Raw genomic sequence first — 17,621 nt, forward strand, 5'->3', positions numbered from 1 at the left:
GAAGCGTCATCGCAGCTGAGTCAAGCGCGAAAAGAAATGCCGATGAGACCGGGGTTGCTCAATTTCCATACCGCGCCGCCAGCGGCAGCGCCTCGCCGCGAGGACCCTCAGCAGCGACCGCCGAGGAGGCCTCCGCGAAAGCGTCCGAGCAAGCCGCCGAGCCTGCCTCCGACGATGCTTCCGACGATGGAAAAGCGCCCCCTCGACGTGGAACCTGCATTGGGATGCCGACCGCACGAACGCTCACTGCAATGCAAACAGAAACCCTTCTCAGGGCTGCCCATGTTCTGGTAGACGGAAATCGACCCTGCACCCGACGCCCCGGAGGAACGTTTCCTCTCCGGGGCGTCGCCCATTTCGGCACCTGTGGAAAAGCTCGGGGCGGGATGGGGGGAATCGGTGGGGAGGAGAAGCACGGATGATGAGAATGATGGAGCGCCGGGGCCAGCGGCCTCAGAGGATCGAGCCTCCCATCGTCGCCGGACGCGTGCCGCCGCACGACCTCGACGCCGAAGCGGCGGTGCTCTCCGCCATCCTGCTGCACCGCGACGCGCTCGATCGGGTGCTCGAGATCCTGAAAGCGGACCACTTCTACAGCGAGGCGAACAGCCGCGTCTATGAGGCCGCGCAGGAGCTCGCGGCCGCCGGCACGCCCATCGACATCGTCTCGGTCGCGTCGTGGCTGCGCGACCGGGAGCGCCTTGCCCAGGTGGGCGGCGCGGCGTACCTCGCCCAGCTCGCGGACGCGACGCCCGCGGTCGCGCACGTCGCGGCGCACGCGCGGGTCGTCTACGAGAAATGGCGCGTGCGGCAGCTCATCGCCACGTGCCAGCGCGTCGCGGCCGAGGGGTACGGCGACGTCGGGGTGGTGCAGGAGTTCATCGACGGCGCCGAGCAGGCGGTCTACCAGCTCGCGCGCACGCCCCAGGGGACGGCGACCCAGCCGATCGCCCAGGTGCTCAAGGCCGCGTTCGAGCAGATCACCGCCGCCGCCGAGCGCGGCGACCGGATCACCGGCATCTCGACCGGGTACGAGAAGCTCGACGCCAAGACGGCCGGCCTGCACGACGGCGACCTCTCGATCATCGCCGCCCGCCCCGGCATGGGCAAGACGTCCTTCGTCCTCAACCTCGCCGTGAACGTGGCGTCGCCGCGCACCGTGAGCTCCCCAGGGCCCGACCAGTCGGGGCACGGCGTCGAGCGGCACGACCCCGGCTTCGGCGCCGCCGTCTTCTCGCTCGAGATGCCCCGCGAACAGCTCGCGACACGTATGGTCTGCAGCGAGGGCCGCGTCGACGTCGGCAAGCTCCGCCAGGGCTTCCTGCAGCCCGACGACTGGCGCCGCCTGACGGAGGCCGCCTCGTTCCTGTCCACCCTGCCCATCTGGATCGACGACACGCCGGCCATCTCCTTGCTCGAGCTGCGCGCCAAGGTGCGGCGCATCCAGGCCGAGTACGACCGGCCGCCCAGCGACGGCAGCTCGGGCCGGCGCATCGGGCTCATCGTCATCGACTACCTGCAGCTCATGAAGGGGCGGGACGGCGTGAGCAGCCGCGAGCAGGAGATCAGCGAGATCTCCCGCGGGCTCAAGCAGCTCGCGAAGGAGCTCAAGGTGGCGGTCATCGCGCTCTCCCAGCTGAACCGCGCCGTCGAGACCCGGACCACCAAGGACAAGCGCCCTCAGCTGTCGGATCTCCGCGAGTCGGGCGCGATCGAGCAGGACGCCGACAACATCATGTTCATTTACCGCGACGAGTACTACAACCCGGAGACGACCAACCACAAAGGCATCGCCGAGATCATCGTCGCCAAGCAGCGCAACGGGCCGACGGGCAAGGTGCTCACGCGGTTCACCGCCTCGTGCACCCGGTTCGACAACCTCGCGCCCGGCGACTACCCGGAGATGGTCGACGACGAGTAGGCTGCGGCGCACGCCATGTCCGCCTGGTACGTCCCTGCCCTCCTCGCTGCGCTCTGCATGGCCGGTCATTACCTGATGCTGCGCGCGGCGGCAGGGCGGATAGGAGACGTCCTTGGCGCGCTGTGCCTCGAGGGCACCGCGGCCGTCGGGATCCTCATCTTCTTCCTCATCCGCCCGGGCGCGGAGACGCCTCCGTCGGCCCAGGGGGTGCTCTGGGCCTGCGCCGCCGGCCTGTGCATCAGCGGCGTCGCGACGCTCACCTTCATGGCGCTCCGCATCGGCGGTCCGGTGACCGCGACGGGGCCGATCGTGTTCGCCGGCGGCATCACGATCGCCGCGCTCTTCGCGCCGCTGCTCTTCGGCGAGGTGTTCACCGCACGCCGGGCGCTCGGCGTCGGCCTGGGGCTCGCCGCCCTCTTCGTCCTCGCCACCGAGCGCTCCTGACCCAAGGCGCGCCGCGGCCGCGCATCGGAGTCGGAAGAGGATCGATGACCCGCTCGCCCGAGTGCCCCCGCACCCCCGGAAGCCCCGCGGAGCGCGCGGCGCGCCACGCCCTCCGTTCGGCGCGCCTCTTCGCGCTCGCGCTCGCTTCCGCGACCTGCGCGCCGCCCGTGCAGGGCGGCAGCGTCGTCGTGTCCTCCGGCGCTGTCGAGCGCCTCGGCATGCTCTGCCGGTGGGGCCGCGGCGGCGCGGAGCAGGGCGATCTCTGCCCCAGGGACGGCGGCGCCGCGCAGCCGGCGCGCGTCCGGCGGATCGCGGGGCCCGCGGACGCGCTCTCCGGTCCGCTCGCGGCGGGGCGGCCCGGCGACTACGTGCTCGAGAACGACGAGATCGCCGTGGTCGTCGATCAGCCCGGCCCCGGGGCTGGCCTCGCCGAGAGCGGCGGCAACCTCATCGACGCGGCGGACGCGCGGGCGCGCCGCGACGAGCTCGGGCAGATCGTCACGCGGCTCGGCGCGCCGCCGCGGCAGGTGATCTACCGCGACATCACGACGGGCAGCGGCGAGGACGGCGCCGCCTGGATCGAGGCGCGCGGCGAGGTGCGCGGCCGCGATCTCGCCGTCGGCGCGCTCTCCGTCACCACCCGCTACACGCTCCGACCGCGTGACCGGGCGGTCATGATCACGACGTCGCTCCGGAACGACGCCGACCGCCCGCTCGAGGCGCTCGATCTCGGCGACGTCGTCCACTGGGGCGCGGCGGAGCACGTGGCGCCGGGGCTCCGCGGCGAGCACGAGGCGCCGTACCTGGCCGGCGTCGGGACCGGCGTCGCGTACGCGCTCGCCCCGGTGAACGGCGCGGCGGTCCGCGCGCGGAGCGGCGAAGGCTTCAGCGACGTGACGTTCGCTCGGCAGGCCGCGCTGCCGCCCGGCGGGCGCGCCGCGTACCAGCGGATCCTCGCGATCGCGCCGCGCGGCGACTCGCTCGCCGTCGCGACGGAGCTCTTCTTTCTCGGCGGCGGCGCGCCCGGCGGCGTCGCGCTCGAGCTCGTGGACGGCCGCGGCGCGCCGCTCCCGCCCCTCGCCGGCAAGGCGACGCTGACGCCGATCGCCGAGGACGGCGCCGCGCCGCCCGCCGCCGCGCTCGATCTGTGGTTGCGAACCGGCGACAGCGCGCCGCTCGCCGCCGAGGCGCCGCCCGGCCTCTACCTCGTCGGCTTCGAAGGGAGCGGCCGCCGCGCGCTGGGGAGCGCGCGGATCCGGATCCGCGCCGGCGAGATCGCCCCCGCGCGGCTCACGCTCTCCGGCGCCGGCCGGCTCTACCTCGGGGTGCACGAGGGCGGCGCCTCCGCGCCCGCCGCGGACCCCGATCCCCTCGGTCCGCTCGCGCCGGCGAAGGTCAGCCTCTTCGACGCCGCGACCGGCGAGGCCCTCTCGCCGCCCCGGCTCGCGCTCCTGGGCGAGCTCGATGTCGCCCTTCCCCCTGGGCGAGTCCGCGTCGTCGCATCGCACGGCCCCGAGTACGCGCTCGCCGAGGCGACGGTCGACATCGCGGACGGCGGAACGTCGCGGCTCGATCTCACGCTGGAGCGGGTGGTCGACACGTCGGGCTACATCGCCTGCGACCTCCGGCAGCACACGGCGCGGAGCGCCGACGCGGGCGTCTCCTCGGCCGCGCGGCTCGTCTGGAACGCGGCAGAAGGCGTGGAGTGCGCGGTGGCGAGCGAGCACAACCTCGCCTCGGATCTCCAGCGGGACGTCGCCGCCCTGCAGCTCGATTCGCGGCTGCGCATGCTCCCGGGCGTGGAGCTCACGGGCGGCCCGAGCGGCGCCGGGCTCGGGAGCCTCGGCGTGTTCCCGCTCGGCAGCGAGGCGGCCGCGCCCCGTGAGGGCGCGCTGCGGTGGGTCGACGAGACGGCGAGCGAGATCCTGCGCGAGGTGCGCGCGCTGCCCGGCGAGCGCGTCGTCCAGGTGAGCCGACAGCACGGCGGCGGCTCACCGCTGCACGGATCCGGGGCGCCGCAGGTCGCGCCGGATCGGGGCCCGAGCCAGCTCGCGCAGATCGTCGGGGCCGGCGCCGATGCCGTGGAGGTCTGGACCGGGCGCGACGCGGCCGCGCGGGACCGCGCGCTCGAGGAGCTCTGGGCGTTGCTCCGCGCGTCCCACCCGGTCACGCCGACGGCGACCAGCGACAGCCACGGGCTGCGCGGCGCGGAGGCGGGTTATCCGCGCACCTACGTCGCCGTGGCCGACGATGATCCGGGCCGGCTCGACGTGGCCGATCTCGTCGCGGGCCTGCGGCGCCGTCGCGACGTCGTGCTCACGAACGGCCCGTTCGTGACGATGCGCCTCGGCGACACCCGCCAGGGCGGCGTCGCCTCGCCGCGGCGCGGGTCCCGAGGCGGGGCGCTGTCGCTCTCGATCCGCGTCGAGCGCGCCCCGTGGGTCGACGCGCGCGAGCTCCACGTGCTCGTCGGAGGCGTCGCGAGCGGCGCGCCGATCCCGCTGGAAGGCGCCCGCACGACGCCCGCGGGTGCGCTCCTCGACGAGATCGCGATCCCCATCGTCCTCGGAGCCGGCGGCGGGCGACGAACGCCGCGGCCCGACGCCCGCGCCGGCGCAGCGCGCGGCGACCGCGGGCCCGGGCAGAGCGCGCACGGCGCGATCTCCGTCGCCGAGGACACCTTCGTCGTCGCGATCGTCCGGGGGCGACGGCCGCTCGAGCCGGTGCTCGCGGGAGACCCGGGCGAGATCCTCCCGTTCGCGATGACGGCGCCGCTCTGGATCGACGCCGACGGCGACGGCCGCTCCCTGGGCCGCGCCGCAGCACCGTGAGCGCGGCGAGCTCCGTGGCGCGCCGGGCACGGCAGCGCAGCCCCGCATGAAGAGGGCATTACGTGTAGCATTCGAGCTTTGCTTTTAAATCGTCCTTGGCGCGCGAAAGAAGCGAGCAAAGAGGATTTCAACGCAAAGACGCAAAGACGTATGAAGTTTGTTCTTTTTTGCGGCTTTGCGGCTTTGCGACTTTGCGTTAAATTTCTCGCTGGATCCCGCGCCGGACTCCTGGTGGGTGGAACCAGTACGACCAGAGGACCGGTGGCTGGAGCTCCAAGACGACGCGAGCTGCCCACCCTTCCGACACGAGCGCACCGACGGCGCCAATGGCTCTCTACGATTGATACGGCGCCCTTGGTGCGTGCACGTCGAGAAAAGACCTGTACCAAAGGCCACGACCAGCGCCGGCGCTCGTTTGCGAGGCCGCGGATAGGTCACGACCTATCGCGGAGGATCTTTTCGGCCCCGGAGACAGGTCCCGATCTCAAGAAATGGATCTTTTCATACAAGTGGCCAGGTCGCGACCAGGCCATGGGCTCACGAGCAGGTAATGGTCAGTTTTGGCCCCGAGTGGTCAGTTTTGCCCGATGACCGTGGCGACTGAGGATCTCGCCGCGTAGGTTCGGCCGGAAGAAGTGCGGGACGCGACGCCTGGCAGCGTCCGTCCCGCGTGGCCGAACCCCGATTCCGCGAGGTCCGACATGCTGACCGTAGTCCGTTCGCCTTCGGGCGAGCAAGAAGGCGAAGGTGCGCCCAGGCGCCGACGCCGATCCGCCTCCTGTCTCTCCCTCACCCCTACCCAGCGCAAGCGCCTGCGGGCGGCGCTGAAGAACCTGCGGGCCGCGTACGGCTCCTGGTCCTGCCTCGCCGAGGTTATGGGCGTGTCCGTCGCGTGCCTCGAAGGCATCGCCCGCGGGCGTGACCACGGCTCGCCCGGAACCGCGCAGCGTGCGGCGAAGGCTGCCGGCATCACCGTGGAGCAGCTCCTGGGCGGTCTCGCGGCGGCGGACCGCTGCCCGACGTGCGGCCGGGGTGACCCATGAACCCGTGGGGCCCGTACGACGGCCCCGCTCACGTCCTGACCATCGCCGAAATCGCAGCGCAGGAGCCGCACATCCGCAGCGCCTTGCGCGGTCTCGGCGTGCCCGCCGTCGACATCGACGACGTGCTCCAGGACGTCGTGCTCGGGGCATGGATCAGCGCGCAGGCCGGTCGCTACAGACCCGACCCTGCGCGCGAGCCTCTGGACGCGCTGAAGCGCTGGCTGTTCGGCGTGTGCAGGTTCCACTGCACGCACTACCACGAGCGCGCCTTCCGACGCCGGGAGGTGTCCGTCGCCGACCCATGGACCGCCACGGGAGGGGAGCGCGTTGACCCATGGCACGTCGGCGAGCGCATCGACGCCGCCAAGGCGCTCATGGCGATCGCTGCGATGCCGGTCTGGGCTCGCGAGGTGCTGGTCCTGGCTGCGCTCGGGCATGGCGGTACCGAGATCGCCGCGCTGCTCCGCATCCCGCTCGGCACCGCGGGCAGTCGCCTCAGGCTCGCGCGGGCCAGGCTTGCTCGGAAGTTGCGGCGGCGGTGAGCGCCCACCGGGAATGCCGGGTCTACGCCGCCCGCGCGGCTCTTCCCATTCTACACGTGTAAAACCGGCTGATTTTCGCAGCGAAACCCACTTGACTTCTGGCCTACTCCTGTGCATCCGCCGCCGGATTGGATCTCGCCCGATCCACATCGGGCTTGCACGCGCCTTCGGCTCGAGCGAGTAGGACGGAGTCCCGCCCCGGTGGCACGGGGACGGGGCTCCTAGCGCACGGGACGGTCCCCCATGCGGAAACGCGCTGAGCGTTACAGCCAAAGCGTTTCACGCTTTGAGCTCGGCGTCAAGGGGGACGTGCGCCAACTCGTTCAAGGAGAGTGGCTATGGCACGTACGAAATTTGAAGAGACGCAGCGCTCGTTTAGGCGTCAGTCGCAGCTAGCCAAAGCGCAGCGCACGTCCCCCGAACACGTGGCGTGGTGCGCCCTGCTCGATGGCCTGGCTGATTACTTGCAATGGCCCACAGGCCAATGGGAGCCATCCGAGCACGACGAAGCAGCCATGAAGGGAGTTTTCCAGGAAAACGAACGCCAGCAGAACCAGGCCGTAGGCACAGCCAAGTTCGAGATCGACGGTCGGCATGTAGAGATGCCGATGGTCGTCTTCGCGAGAGACAATGAGTTTAGCGTGTCAGTGTTCGGAGGGTACTCCGTCAATGTCACGCTTGATGACGCGGATAACTCGGCCGAGGCGCAGGAGTCTCGCGATCGCTTTTACGAAGCGTGCGCCAGGGAACTTCACAAGAAGTTCATCAGGATCGCGCACGGGCGTTAGGCGTTTAGACACATACGCGTCCCACGACATGCGCTCGATCTTCTCTAGGTCGGCGTCGGAAATGCCGCTTCCCATAGCTCATTCCTCTGGTTCGCCGAAGAGCGAGAGTTGAACCGGCTTGCGCGGCTTCGGCTTCCACGCAAACAGGTCTAGCTGGGTAGAACCTCGATCCACTACCTCGTGGATCGGACCTTGTCCACCGTCAGGGGTGGCCACGGGCGCCGCTGGGGTTGGCCCCTGCTCCGGCGCCGGCGCCGGAGCAGGGGCCGCTGAACCCTTCCCGCCGTCCACAACCCGAAGCCAGCCCCTGCCGTTCGGCAGCGCCCTAGCCGGTGCCGTAGGCGCTCCCGGCGGCGGCTCCGGCAGGCGCAGCGCCCTCGGCTTCGGGGGCTCCCCCGGCGCTTCGGCGAGCGACGTCGCGACGAGCTCCTCCACGCTCCACACGTAATCGGTCAGCCCGGCCTCCATCGCGGGCGTCACGCGGTGCGCCTCGTGCGGGCGGCAGAAGTTGTAGAACGCCATGTGCAGCGCGACGGCCGCCTTGTGGTGCGGGAGGCGCTTGCTGAAGCCGTTGCAGAGCCGGGTGAACCGCCGGATGTGCATGCGGATGGTGAGGTTCTGCCGCTCGATGTGGCTCGTGCTGGCGGCCTTCATGTCGGGCACCCCGAACACGGGCGTCTTCGTGATGAAGGGGTCTCGGGGCGGCTCGTACCGGTGGTCGTCGTCCTTGCGGGCCTTCCGGTTGTAGCGCTTGATCACCTGGGCGTAGTCGACCGAGCCCGCGAACGACGAGCCGACCGCGGCGACGTAGGGCGCCCATCCGTCGCTGTAGAGCTGCGGGACGGACACCAACCGGCTCCGCAGATCCTTGATGAAGGCGGACGTGTTCGCCTCGTCGCGCTTCCCCACGCGGTAGGCGATCACGAGCTTCGACGCGCTCGCCATGCCGACGAACACGTACGCCTCGCCGGCCTCGGGCGAGTCGCCAGGCTTCACGCGCGCCTCTTTCTTCTGCACGTAGCTCCAGATTTCGTCGACCTGGACCGTCCGGCAGTCGACGTCGCGCACGAGCCGGTTGTGCAGCCGCTCGCAGCCTTCGCCGACGCGCAGCAGCAGCGCCAGGATCGCCGGCTTGCACACCTCGGTGAGCCTCGACGTCGGGCGGATACCCGCCCCCTCGACAAGATGCGCGACGACCTCGACGCGCTTCGCCATCGGCAGCACGTGTGCCATGCAGGGCCTTGCCTCTCCCCGAACGGCGGCCCATGCTGCACGTGCGAAGTGCGCTGGACGGGCCACCGTCCGGTGTTCCGCAGCCCTGTCTCCGGGGACCAGCCGGGGGCAGGGCGCTTTGCTAAGTACCCTGCAATATAGCACGGAAAGCCTATGTTTCCCGGGGTTTCGTGCGGATAGGACACGGATTGTCACACCCGACAGGCGCGATTGCAGCCTGTTTGACGCGTGTTCTGTGTCGACGGGTCTAACTGCGCTCGGTTAGGCTAACGAGCGCGGAGGTGCGCCTCAAACCAGTCGCGGACCTGTTCCCAGGTCAGCTCCTGGTCGGCGATCTCGTCCTGCATGTCGCGGAGCCGCTTGAACTCGGCTCGCGTCAGGTACATGCCGTTTACGCCTGCCTGTTGGTAGAACGCACGACCAGGCAACTGCGCAGCAGCGTCACCAAGTAGTTTGTCGTGGAAGCTGAGCGAGAAGAAGAGCGCGGCGACCTCTTCCGCGACCGTGGGCGCAAATCCGGCCAGATTCTCCGCCTCGTCGAGGCATCGACGGAGGTCGTCACTGGACGGATGATTATCCCACGGAGACTTAGACCGGAGCTCAGCCTGCTCGCACAGGTCAAGCAGTTCGTCGAGCTCAAGCATCCATGTGCGCTATCTCATTTTCGGATCGCGCCGGTCAAGCTCGTCGAAGAACTCCTGCCACTCCGGCGGCGCAGCGGCGAACATGGCATCCAGGCGGGCGATCGCTGCGTGGTTGCGTGGACGACGTCGCTCAGGAGAGTCCTCCCCTGCGCTGGTCGCGCTGTCCCGCCGTTGGCTTGTAGCCGCCGTCCTCGTACTGCCGTCCATGCTCCACCTCGCGCTTGTTATACGGTCGTATGATATACGCCACGGCGTATCAGAAATCCACTTGCGTCACCTGCGGCTAGCGAGCCAGAAAACCCGGCCGGTTCCGCACATTTCAAGTGTGCGCTCCAGTGTACGCGCCTGCGTACACTGCTACTGTACGGCGCACCGTAAGGCAGTCAGGCGGGCCGTTCCGGTCGCACGACGCCATGCGTCGGCATGGTATGACATCCATGTCATGGATCATGATCTGACCATCCGGTCGGCGTCTGGCCGTCAAGGTCGCCTGGGCTCGGTTGGTCAAAATTGACCACTGCCCACGAGCAGCCTCCGCGCCAGATCGCGGCCTCGCCGTCGGCTCGCGAGCAGCCTCCGCGCCAGATCGCGGCCTCGCCGTCGGCTCGCGAGCAGCCTCCGCGCCAGATCGCGGCCTCGCCGTCGGCTCGCGAGCAGCCTCCGCGCCAGATCGCGGCCTCGCCGTCGGCTCACGAGCAGCCTCCGCGCCAGATCGCGACCTCGCGGGGGCATCCAAACGAGCGGCCGGAGGGGATCGCTTTTCGTTTGCCTCCCGCGCGCCCGGGCAACATGGACCGCGGCGCATGCGAACCGAGCGGCTCGCCGCTGACGCGGCATCCATCGCACGGGCCGCCGAGATCCTCCGCCGCGGAGGGCTCGTCGCCTTCCCCACGGAGACCGTGTACGGCCTCGGCGCGCGCGCCGACGACGCGCGCGCGGCGCGGGACATCTTCGAGGCGAAGGGGAGGCCGCCCGGCAACCCGCTGATCGTCCACGTCCCCGATGTCGCGTCCGCCCGCGCCCTCGCGGACGGCTGGCCGCCGGACGCGGAGCGGCTCGCGCAGGCCATGTGGCCAGGGCCTCTCACCCTGATCGTCGCGCGCCGGCCCGACCGCGTCGCCGACGTGGTCGCCGCCGGCGGGCCGACGGTCGCGATCCGCATCCCCGTCCACCCGGTCGCGCGCGCCCTGCTCGACGCGGTCGGGCTGCCGATCGCCGCGCCGAGCGCCAACCGATCCACCGAGATCTCGCCGACCACGGCCGAGCACGTCGAGAAGAGCCTCGGCGGGCGCATCGACGCGATCCTCGACGGCGGGCCGACCGCCGTCGGCATCGAGTCGACCATCGTCGACGTCACGCGCGCGCCGGCGCGGGTGCTCCGCCCGGGGCACGTCACGGCCGAGGCGATCGCCGCGCTCGTGCCGCTCCAGGCGGCCGCCGGGCTGATCACCGCCCCGGCCGAGCGCGCCCCGTCCCCGGGGACCCACGCGCGCCATTACGCCCCCCGCGCGCAGGTCGCGCTGGTCCCCGCCCAGGCCGTCCGCGGCGAGCTCGATCGCGCCGCGCAGGCCGGGTCGCGCGCCGGCGCCGTCGAGCACGGCAGCCGCACCGCGACCGGGCCGCACGCCGAGCTCCTTCCAGGAGATCCCGCCGGCTACGCCGCGGCGCTCTACGCCGCACTGCACCGGCTCGAGGACGCCGGCTGCGACGTGATCGTCATCGGCGCCGTCCCCGAGGATCCCGCGTGGGACGCAGTGCGCGACAGGCTGACGCGCGCCTCCGCGGCCCCCTGAGCAAGCGCCGCCACGCTCAGCCCGCCCATCGGGTCACCAACGTGAACGTTTACGTGGTCGTGAACGTTTACGTGGTCGTGAACGTGGTCGTGGTCGTGGTCGTTCACGGCCTACCGTTGACGACCACGACCACGACCACGACCACGTAAACGTTCGGATGTAGGAGAACGCGGCGCGAAGCTTGGTTGACGCCCAAGGTTCCCCCCGCGGGTGGGTTTTCATCCCCCGAGCTGGCGGTTTGTGGCAAATCAGGGTCGCCCGCCCGCTGGGTGAGCTACCTTCCTCGCTCGACTCGCGCCCCTCGTCGATCCCATGCCGGCAACGTCCCGCGCCGCCGTCCATACCCTCGCGACCGCCCTCGGCCTCGCTGCGTCGCTCGTCGCCGCCCCCCAGCGCGCCGGCGCCAGCCTGCTCGACGAGCCGCCGAAGCGCGCGAGCTTCAACCTGAACGAGACGGTCGCGCCGGAGCTGCCGCTCCTCCGCGCCTTCCACAACGCCGCCGTCGAGCGCCCCGGACCGTTCCGCCTCTACCTGAGCAGCGCCTACGGGAAATGGCGGCAGCAGCCGTGGTGGCAGCTCGCCTGGGGCGGCGCGCGGCCGGACGCCGCGGACGCGCTCGGCGAGCACGCGCTCGCCTCCCCTGCCCTCGGCTCCACGGCGTTCGCGAGCGCCTGGTCCCCCTTCACCCCCTTCGATCCGCCCGGCACCCTCCACCTCGAGCCGGCCGCGCCGGCGTGGTTCCGCCAGCTCGATCCGATCCTCAGCCCGCCGGTGCTCGCGACCACGGGGCCGAGCCTCTCCTCGAACGGCTTCGATCTGCTCTGGGATCCGCCGAAGAAGCAGCCGCTCGACTGGCGTTGCCGCAGGAGCCCTGTCCAGTTCGCCCGGTACGGCGGCCAGCACGACGCCTTCGAGCTCGTGCGCTGCGACGGCTCCGTCGCGCCCGGCGCGCTGGATCGCCTGTCGATCATGGCCCGTCCGCCCGACGCGCCCGACCCGGGCGCAGAGCTCCCCGACGAGCCCGACGCCGACACCTGGCAGCGGGCGCTCGAGTGGGTGCCCCAGGTCCGCCTCGTCCACCCGCGCCTGCTCTGGCTGCTCCAGCAGATCGCCGACGCCTTCCCGCGCCGCGGGATCCACATCTTCAGCGGGTACCGGCCGCGGGCGCCGACGACGCGCGACGCGCCGGCCACGCGCAGGCCGACCTCCGGCACCCACCACAGCCAGCACGCCGAGGGGCGCGCCATGGACATCCTCGTGATGGGCGTCCCGAACACCGCGCTGTTTCAGTTCTGCCGCACGCTCGACGACGTGGGCTGCGGGTTCTACCCGAACAGCAAGTTCGTCCATGTCGACGTGCGCCGCCCGGGCGCCGGGCGCGTCTTCTGGATCGACATCTCCGGCCCCGGCGAGCCGTCGGAATACGTCGACTCCTGGCCCGGCGTCGTCGAGAGCGGCGGGCTCTCCTGGGGAGGCGCGCAGGGAGCGCGCCCCGGCGGGGCCGCGCCTCGCTGACGTCGCCTCCCCGCGGTCGCCCTCGCACCTCGCACCTCCACCCGCGCGACCGGCTGCTCCGCCGCGCGCTCCCGTTCCGGATGATGGCGCGCGCCTCGGGGCGCGGTGACTTGCCTCCCCGAGATCGGTGTTAAGCTTGGCGTCTTCCCCCTGGGCGCGCGACGCGAGACGGGGGCGGAGCTCGGCGAGCCGAGATCTGTCCCCCGCACCTCCGGCGGCCAAGGCCGCCCCGCGGTCGCCCTGGAGAAAAAGGGTGCGAAATGGGCGAGTTGCGGACAGGGATGGTTGAGAAGATCGCGGCGATGCAGGACTTCGCGCTCTACCGCGATCTCGCGTGGGAGGGCACGTTCGAAGAGTACCTCCAGATCGTGCGCCAGAACCCGCAGGTGACGCGCAACGCGTTCCAGCGGGCGTACGACATGATCATCCGCTACGGCATCGAGGAGTACACGGACAACAAGAAGAAGCTCATCCGGTACAACTTCTTCAAGGACGAGATGCACGGCGGCGCCGACGCCGTGTACGGGCTCGACATCCCGCTGATGCGGCTCGTCCACGTGCTCCGGGCGGCCTCCGAGGGCTACGGCCCGGAGAAGCGCGTCATCCTGCTGCACGGCCCGGTCGGCTCGTCGAAGTCGACGATCGCCCGGCTCCTCAAGAAGGGCATCGAGCACTACTCGACGACCCCCGACGGCGCGCTCTACACGTTCGACTGGGTGAACCTCGACGACGTCGGCATGGCCGGGACGGAGAGCGCCCGCTTCAAGTGCCCGATGCACGAGGAGCCGCTGCGCCTCGTCCCGCCGGCGTGGCGCGACCGCGCGTTCCGCGAGCTCGGCCTGTCGAGCGCGCAGCACCACGTCCGCACCGAGGGCGACCTCGACCCCGCGTGCCGCTTCATCTTCAACCGCCTGATGGACAAGTACGGCGGCGACTGGTCGAAGGTGATGCAGCACGTGCGCGTGCGCCGCCTCGTGCTCAGCGAGAAGGACCGCGTCGGCATCGGCACCTTCCAGCCGAAGGACGAGAAGAACCAGGACTCGACCGAGCTCACCGGCGACATCAACTACCGCAAGATCGCGGAGTACGGCTCGGACTCGGACCCGCGCGCCTTCAACTTCGACGGCGAGTTCAACATCGCGAACCGCGGCATCGTCGAGTTCATCGAGGTGCTGAAGCTCGACGTCGCGTTCCTCTACGACCTGCTCGGCGCGTCGCAGGAGCACAAGATCAAGCCGAAGAAGTTCGCCCAGACGGACGTCGACGAGGTCATCATCGGCCACACCAACGAGGCCGAGTACAAGAAGCTCCTGAACAACGAGTTCATGGAGGCCCTCCGCGACCGCACGATCAAGATCGATATCCCGTACATCACGAAGGTGTCGGAGGAGATCCGGATCTACGAGAAGGACTTCAACAAGGAGAAGATCCGCGGCAAGCACATCGCCCCGCACACGCTCGAGGTCGCCGCGATGTGGGCCGCGCTCACCCGGCTCGAGGACCCGAAGAAGCACAACCTGTCGCTCGTCCAGAAGATGAAGCTCTACGACGGCAAGGTCCTGCCCGGCTACACGCAGGACACCGTGAAGGAGCTCCGCAAGGAGGCGTCGCGCGAGGGCATGGAGGGCATCAGCCCCCGCTACGTGCAGGACAAGATCTCGAACGCGCTCGTCAACGACCTCGGCGAGGGGACGATCAACCCCTTCATGGTCATGAGCGAGCTCGAGAAGGGCCTCCGGCACCACTCGCTCATCACGAACGACGAGCAGCGCAAGCGCTACACCGAGTGCATCGGCATGGTGAAGCGCGAGTACGAGGAGATCGTCAAGAACGAGGTGCAGCGGGCGATCAGCGCCGACGAGGACGCGATCCAGAAGCTCGCGGCGAACTACATCGACTCGATCAAGGCCTACACCCTGAAGGAGAAGGTGAAGGACCGCTTCACCCGCGAGGACGTCGAGCCCGACGAGCGGCTGATGCGCTCGATCGAGGAGAAGATCGACATCCCCGAGAACCGCAAGGACGACTTCCGCCGCGAGATCATGAACTACATCGGCGCGCTCGCGGTCGACGGCAAGAAGTTCGAGTGGCACACGAACGACCGGCTGCGCCGCGCCCTCGAGCTCAAGCTGTTCGAGGATCAGAAGGACGCGATCAAGCTCCAGACCCTCGTGTCGAGCGTCATCGACAAGGAGACGCAGGAGAAGATCGACATCATCAAGACCCGGATGATCAAGTACTTCGGGTACAACGAGGTCTCGGCGCGCGACGTGCTCGACTACGTCGCCAGCATCTACGCGCGCGGCGACACGAAGTGATGCGTCGCGGGGGCGCGGCGGCGCTGCTGGCAGCGCGCCGCGCCGCTCGCCGCGCCGCCAACTACTCGCCCCCTCCGATCCTACCCGCCCTGAGGCTCAGCCCTCGCGCCTGACCTTCGCGAGCTCGCGCTCCCCGTCCCGCCGGAGCTTCGCGAGCTCGCGCTCGAGCGTCGCGACCTCGCGCTCCAGCGAGGCCACCGTGCGCTTGAGGTCGCGGACCTCCTCGACAGACGCCAGGCCCATCGCCTTGGCGAACGTCTCCTTCTGCTCCGCGGTGAACGAGGAGACCCGGCCGGGCACGCTCATCGCCGTCATGAACAGCCGCATGAACCGCTCGTCCTGCATCAGCTTCGCCACGTTCGGGTTCGCGGCGAGCTTCATGCCCTCGGTGACCAGTCTGTCCTTCAGCGCCATGCGCGCAGCGTAGCCGACTTTCGCGCGGGCGCGTCAGCCCACCTCGACAAGCACCGCCGTGATGTTGTCCCGCCCCCCGCGCCGATTCGCGAGGTCGATGAAGAGATCGACCGCCGCGTCGCCGCCCTTCGAGGCGATGCTCGCGACCTCCTCCTCGGCGTGGAGATACCCGTGCAGCCCGTCGGAGCAGAGCAGGTATCGATCGCCCTCCTCCACGGCGACGATCGAGGTGTCGACCTCGACGTAGTCCCGGTTGCCGACCGCGCGCGTGATCACGTTGCGGTGGGGCGAGCTCTTGGCCTCGTCCACGGAGATGAGGCCGTTCTTGATCTGCCACGCGATCAGCGTGTGATCCTCGGTCATCTGCACCGCGGTCCCGTTGCGGACCTGGTAGATGCGGCTGTCGCCGACCTGGCCGGTCACGAGCGCGCCGCCGACGATGAGCGCCGCGCTGATCGTCGTGCCCATGCCGCTCTTGTCGCGATCGAGCTCGGCGATCGCGAAGACCATGTACGTCGCCGCCTGGATCGCGCCCTCGAGGATGCGCAGCACGGCGCGCGCCTTGGGCTGCGTCAGCGGCTCGTTCGGATCGCCGATGGCGGGCAGGCCCCGCTTCACCATGCCGTAGATCGTCTCGACCGCCTCGGCGCTCGCGACCTCGCCGGCCGCGTGCCCGCCCATGCCGTCCGCGACGATGTAGAGACGGAGCTCGTCGTCCCGGAAGAACGCATCCTCATTGGCGCGCCGGTGGCGCCCGACATCGGTGCGGCCAAATGATTGGATCCTCATCGAGCTTGCCCGGTCCTTCGCTCGCCGTCCCGTGAGGAAATCCCCGAGGCGCCGGCGCGACTGTCGCACGATAAACTTCTTAAGCGGGGCCTGTCGAGTGGTCGGAGGCTCCATTAGGATGGGCGAGCCAGCCATGGCACGAAGCTTCTCCGCGACCTGTGGGCCGGATGGCCTTCTCCAGCACCTGGCGGACCTGCGCAGCGCGGTCCCGTCGCCGTCGGGCGGGGTCGTCTTCGTCTCCGGACAGCTCGCCCAGCGCGCCTCGGGCGTCGCCGAGCTCGTCCGTGGCGCCTGGCGCGGCGTCCCCGCCTGCGTCGTGCCGGCCGCGGGCGTGCTCAGCGAGCGCGGCGAGATCGAGGGGGACACCGGCGCGAGCGGGGTGCTGTGGTCCGGCGGGCAGGTCACCCCCTTCGCGCTGCCCGAGCGCACCGAGGAGCCGAGCCGCCTCCTGCGCGAGGCGCTCGCCCGCACCGTCGGCCAGCGCCCCGCGACGGCCATCCTCTTCGCCCGGCCCGGGGCGTTCGCGCCCGAGCGGCTCGAGGCGCTCTCCTTGTCCGCGCCGAACACGTGCCTCTTCGGCGCCGGGACGGCCTCCGGCTCCGCCATCGGCGTGACGTCGCAGGGCGAGCTCATCGAGGGCCCGGCGACGGGCCTCGCCATCACCGGGTTCGCCCCGCCGCTCGTCGACGCCTCGCCCGCCGCCAGGCTGCTCTCCGGCTTCCACCGCATCGACGAGGCGAGCGGCGGCGTCGTGCTCCGCGCCGGCGGGCGTCCGGCGCTCGACCTGCTCTCCGCCGCGACCGCCACGCTCGGCGAGCCGCCCAGCGCGCAGCAGCTCATCCTCGCCGCGCTGGCCGACCCACCGCTCGATCCGCCGGCCGCGCCAGGCGCCGGCCGCGGCGACGCCGAGGCGGAGGCGGAGGCGCTCGATTCCGTGCGTTACGTGCTGCGGCCGGTCCGCGGCATCGATCCGTCGCGGCGGGGGCTCCTGCTCGGCGACGAAGCGAGGCCCGGCGCGCGCCTCGCCTTCGCGGTGCGCGACGCCGCCATCGGCCGCGCCGGGCTCGAGGGGATCGCCCGGCAGGTGTCCCGGAGCGCGCTCGGGTCGGCCCCCCGCTTCGCGCTCTACCTGACCTGCGCCGGGCGCGGCCAGGGCCTGTACGGGACGCCCGACGTCGAGGCGCGCATCCTGCGCCAGCGCTTCGCCGACCTCCCGATCGCCGGCATGCACTCGAGCCTCGAGATCGCCCCCTGGGCCCGGGGCCAGGCCAAGCTCTCCCTCTACACCGGCGTGCTCGCGCTCTTCCGCGCGCCGAGCTGAGCGCTTTTTCGCGCGCCGAGCTGGG

Annotated in this window: 14 protein-coding genes; 10 read left to right on the forward strand and 4 right to left on the reverse strand. The window is 70.7% G+C overall.

The genetic code is table 11. The annotated features are described in order from the left end of the window. The first annotated feature begins 418 nt into the window (after positions 1-418). The 6 genes from dnaB to WMF11_RS38735 all read left to right on the forward strand — a co-directional run bounded on the left by dnaB (position 419) and on the right by WMF11_RS38735 (position 7,569). A complete protein-coding gene (gene dnaB, locus WMF11_RS38710; protein ID WP_437904165.1) occupies positions 419-1,921 on the forward strand; it encodes a replicative DNA helicase in 1,503 nt (500 codons plus the stop codon). A 15-nt stretch (positions 1,922-1,936) separates the two neighbouring features. Beyond that, a complete protein-coding gene (locus WMF11_RS38715; RefSeq protein WP_437544737.1) occupies positions 1,937-2,365 on the forward strand; it encodes a hypothetical protein in 429 nt (142 codons plus the stop codon). Between the two features lie 44 nt (positions 2,366-2,409). Further along, positions 2,410-5,196 carry a CehA/McbA family metallohydrolase gene (locus WMF11_RS38720; protein ID WP_437974359.1) on the forward strand — a complete coding sequence of 929 codons (2,787 nt, stop codon included), beginning with the start codon at positions 2,410-2,412 and terminating at the stop codon, positions 5,194-5,196. A gap of 701 nt (positions 5,197-5,897) precedes the next feature. Next, entirely contained in the window at positions 5,898-6,239 is a 342-nt protein-coding gene (locus WMF11_RS38725; protein WP_437974360.1) for a transcriptional regulator, read from the forward strand. Further along, a complete protein-coding gene (locus WMF11_RS38730) occupies positions 6,236-6,781 on the forward strand; it encodes an RNA polymerase sigma factor (protein WP_437974361.1) in 546 nt (181 codons plus the stop codon). Before WMF11_RS38725 ends, WMF11_RS38730 begins: the two co-directional genes overlap by 4 nt. Positions 6,782-7,119: 338 nt before the next feature. Next, the gene (locus WMF11_RS38735) at positions 7,120-7,569 is read left to right on the forward strand and encodes a hypothetical protein (RefSeq protein WP_437974362.1); all 450 of its coding nucleotides are present in this window, start codon (positions 7,120-7,122) and stop codon (positions 7,567-7,569) included. Positions 7,570-7,647: 78 nt separating this feature from the next. Here the strand turns inward: WMF11_RS38735 and WMF11_RS38740 are convergent, their stop codons facing one another. After that, the gene (locus tag WMF11_RS38740; RefSeq protein ID WP_437974363.1) at positions 7,648-8,802 is read right to left on the reverse strand and encodes an IS1 family transposase; all 1,155 of its coding nucleotides are present in this window, start codon (positions 8,800-8,802) and stop codon (positions 7,648-7,650) included. A 266-nt stretch (positions 8,803-9,068) separates the two neighbouring features. After that, positions 9,069-9,446, reverse strand: a complete 378-nt coding sequence (locus WMF11_RS38745) for a hypothetical protein (protein ID WP_044964907.1) — start codon at positions 9,444-9,446, stop codon at positions 9,069-9,071. A gap of 803 nt (positions 9,447-10,249) precedes the next feature. Here WMF11_RS38745 and WMF11_RS38750 point away from each other — a divergent pair. The 3 genes from WMF11_RS38750 to WMF11_RS38760 all read left to right on the forward strand — a co-directional run bounded on the left by WMF11_RS38750 (position 10,250) and on the right by WMF11_RS38760 (position 15,072). Further along, the gene (locus WMF11_RS38750; RefSeq protein ID WP_437974364.1) at positions 10,250-11,239 is read left to right on the forward strand and encodes an L-threonylcarbamoyladenylate synthase; all 990 of its coding nucleotides are present in this window, start codon (positions 10,250-10,252) and stop codon (positions 11,237-11,239) included. Between the two features lie 312 nt (positions 11,240-11,551). Then, complete coding sequence (locus WMF11_RS38755; protein WP_437974365.1) at positions 11,552-12,754, forward strand: YcbK family protein; 1,203 nt, start codon at positions 11,552-11,554, stop codon at positions 12,752-12,754. 260 nt (positions 12,755-13,014) lie between these two features. Then, a complete protein-coding gene (locus WMF11_RS38760) occupies positions 13,015-15,072 on the forward strand; it encodes a PrkA family serine protein kinase (RefSeq protein ID WP_012239556.1) in 2,058 nt (685 codons plus the stop codon). 96 nt (positions 15,073-15,168) lie between these two features. On the opposite strand, the gene WMF11_RS38765 is transcribed toward WMF11_RS38760, so the two are convergent. Both WMF11_RS38765 and WMF11_RS38770 read right to left on the reverse strand, forming a co-directional pair. Beyond that, entirely contained in the window at positions 15,169-15,486 is a 318-nt protein-coding gene (locus tag WMF11_RS38765; RefSeq protein WP_437544745.1) for a hypothetical protein, read from the reverse strand. 33 nt (positions 15,487-15,519) lie between these two features. Next, entirely contained in the window at positions 15,520-16,275 is a 756-nt protein-coding gene (locus WMF11_RS38770; protein ID WP_437764615.1) for a PP2C family protein-serine/threonine phosphatase, read from the reverse strand. 133 nt (positions 16,276-16,408) lie between these two features. Here WMF11_RS38770 and WMF11_RS38775 point away from each other — a divergent pair, with 133 nt between their 5' ends. Next, entirely contained in the window at positions 16,409-17,596 is a 1,188-nt protein-coding gene (locus WMF11_RS38775; protein ID WP_437974366.1) for an FIST signal transduction protein, read from the forward strand. Positions 17,597-17,621 lie beyond the last annotated feature (25 nt).

This window comes from Sorangium sp. So ce295, assembly GCF_051527405.1.
GTDB classification, from domain to species: Bacteria; Myxococcota_A; Polyangia; order Polyangiales; family Polyangiaceae; genus Sorangium; species Sorangium cellulosum_B.

Coding starts and splice junctions, on each gene's coding strand:
- WMF11_RS38750 (WP_437974364.1), top strand. CDS start 10,250: ATGCGAACCGAGCGGCTCGCCGCTGACGCGGCATCCATCGCACGGGCC.
- WMF11_RS38765 (WP_437544745.1), bottom strand. CDS start 15,486: ATGGCGCTGAAGGACAGACTGGTCACCGAGGGCATGAAGCTCGCCGCG.
- WMF11_RS38740 (WP_437974363.1), bottom strand. CDS start 8,802: ATGGCACACGTGCTGCCGATGGCGAAGCGCGTCGAGGTCGTCGCGCAT.
- WMF11_RS38735 (WP_437974362.1), top strand. CDS start 7,120: ATGGCACGTACGAAATTTGAAGAGACGCAGCGCTCGTTTAGGCGTCAG.
- WMF11_RS38720 (WP_437974359.1), top strand. CDS start 2,410: ATGACCCGCTCGCCCGAGTGCCCCCGCACCCCCGGAAGCCCCGCGGAG.
- WMF11_RS38715 (WP_437544737.1), top strand. CDS start 1,937: ATGTCCGCCTGGTACGTCCCTGCCCTCCTCGCTGCGCTCTGCATGGCC.
- dnaB (WP_437904165.1), top strand. CDS start 419: ATGATGAGAATGATGGAGCGCCGGGGCCAGCGGCCTCAGAGGATCGAG.
- WMF11_RS38770 (WP_437764615.1), bottom strand. CDS start 16,275: ATGAGGATCCAATCATTTGGCCGCACCGATGTCGGGCGCCACCGGCGC.
- WMF11_RS38730 (WP_437974361.1), top strand. CDS start 6,236: ATGAACCCGTGGGGCCCGTACGACGGCCCCGCTCACGTCCTGACCATC.
- WMF11_RS38725 (WP_437974360.1), top strand. CDS start 5,898: ATGCTGACCGTAGTCCGTTCGCCTTCGGGCGAGCAAGAAGGCGAAGGT.
- WMF11_RS38775 (WP_437974366.1), top strand. CDS start 16,409: ATGGCACGAAGCTTCTCCGCGACCTGTGGGCCGGATGGCCTTCTCCAG.
- WMF11_RS38760 (WP_012239556.1), top strand. CDS start 13,015: ATGGGCGAGTTGCGGACAGGGATGGTTGAGAAGATCGCGGCGATGCAG.
- WMF11_RS38755 (WP_437974365.1), top strand. CDS start 11,552: ATGCCGGCAACGTCCCGCGCCGCCGTCCATACCCTCGCGACCGCCCTC.
- WMF11_RS38745 (WP_044964907.1), bottom strand. CDS start 9,446: ATGCTTGAGCTCGACGAACTGCTTGACCTGTGCGAGCAGGCTGAGCTC.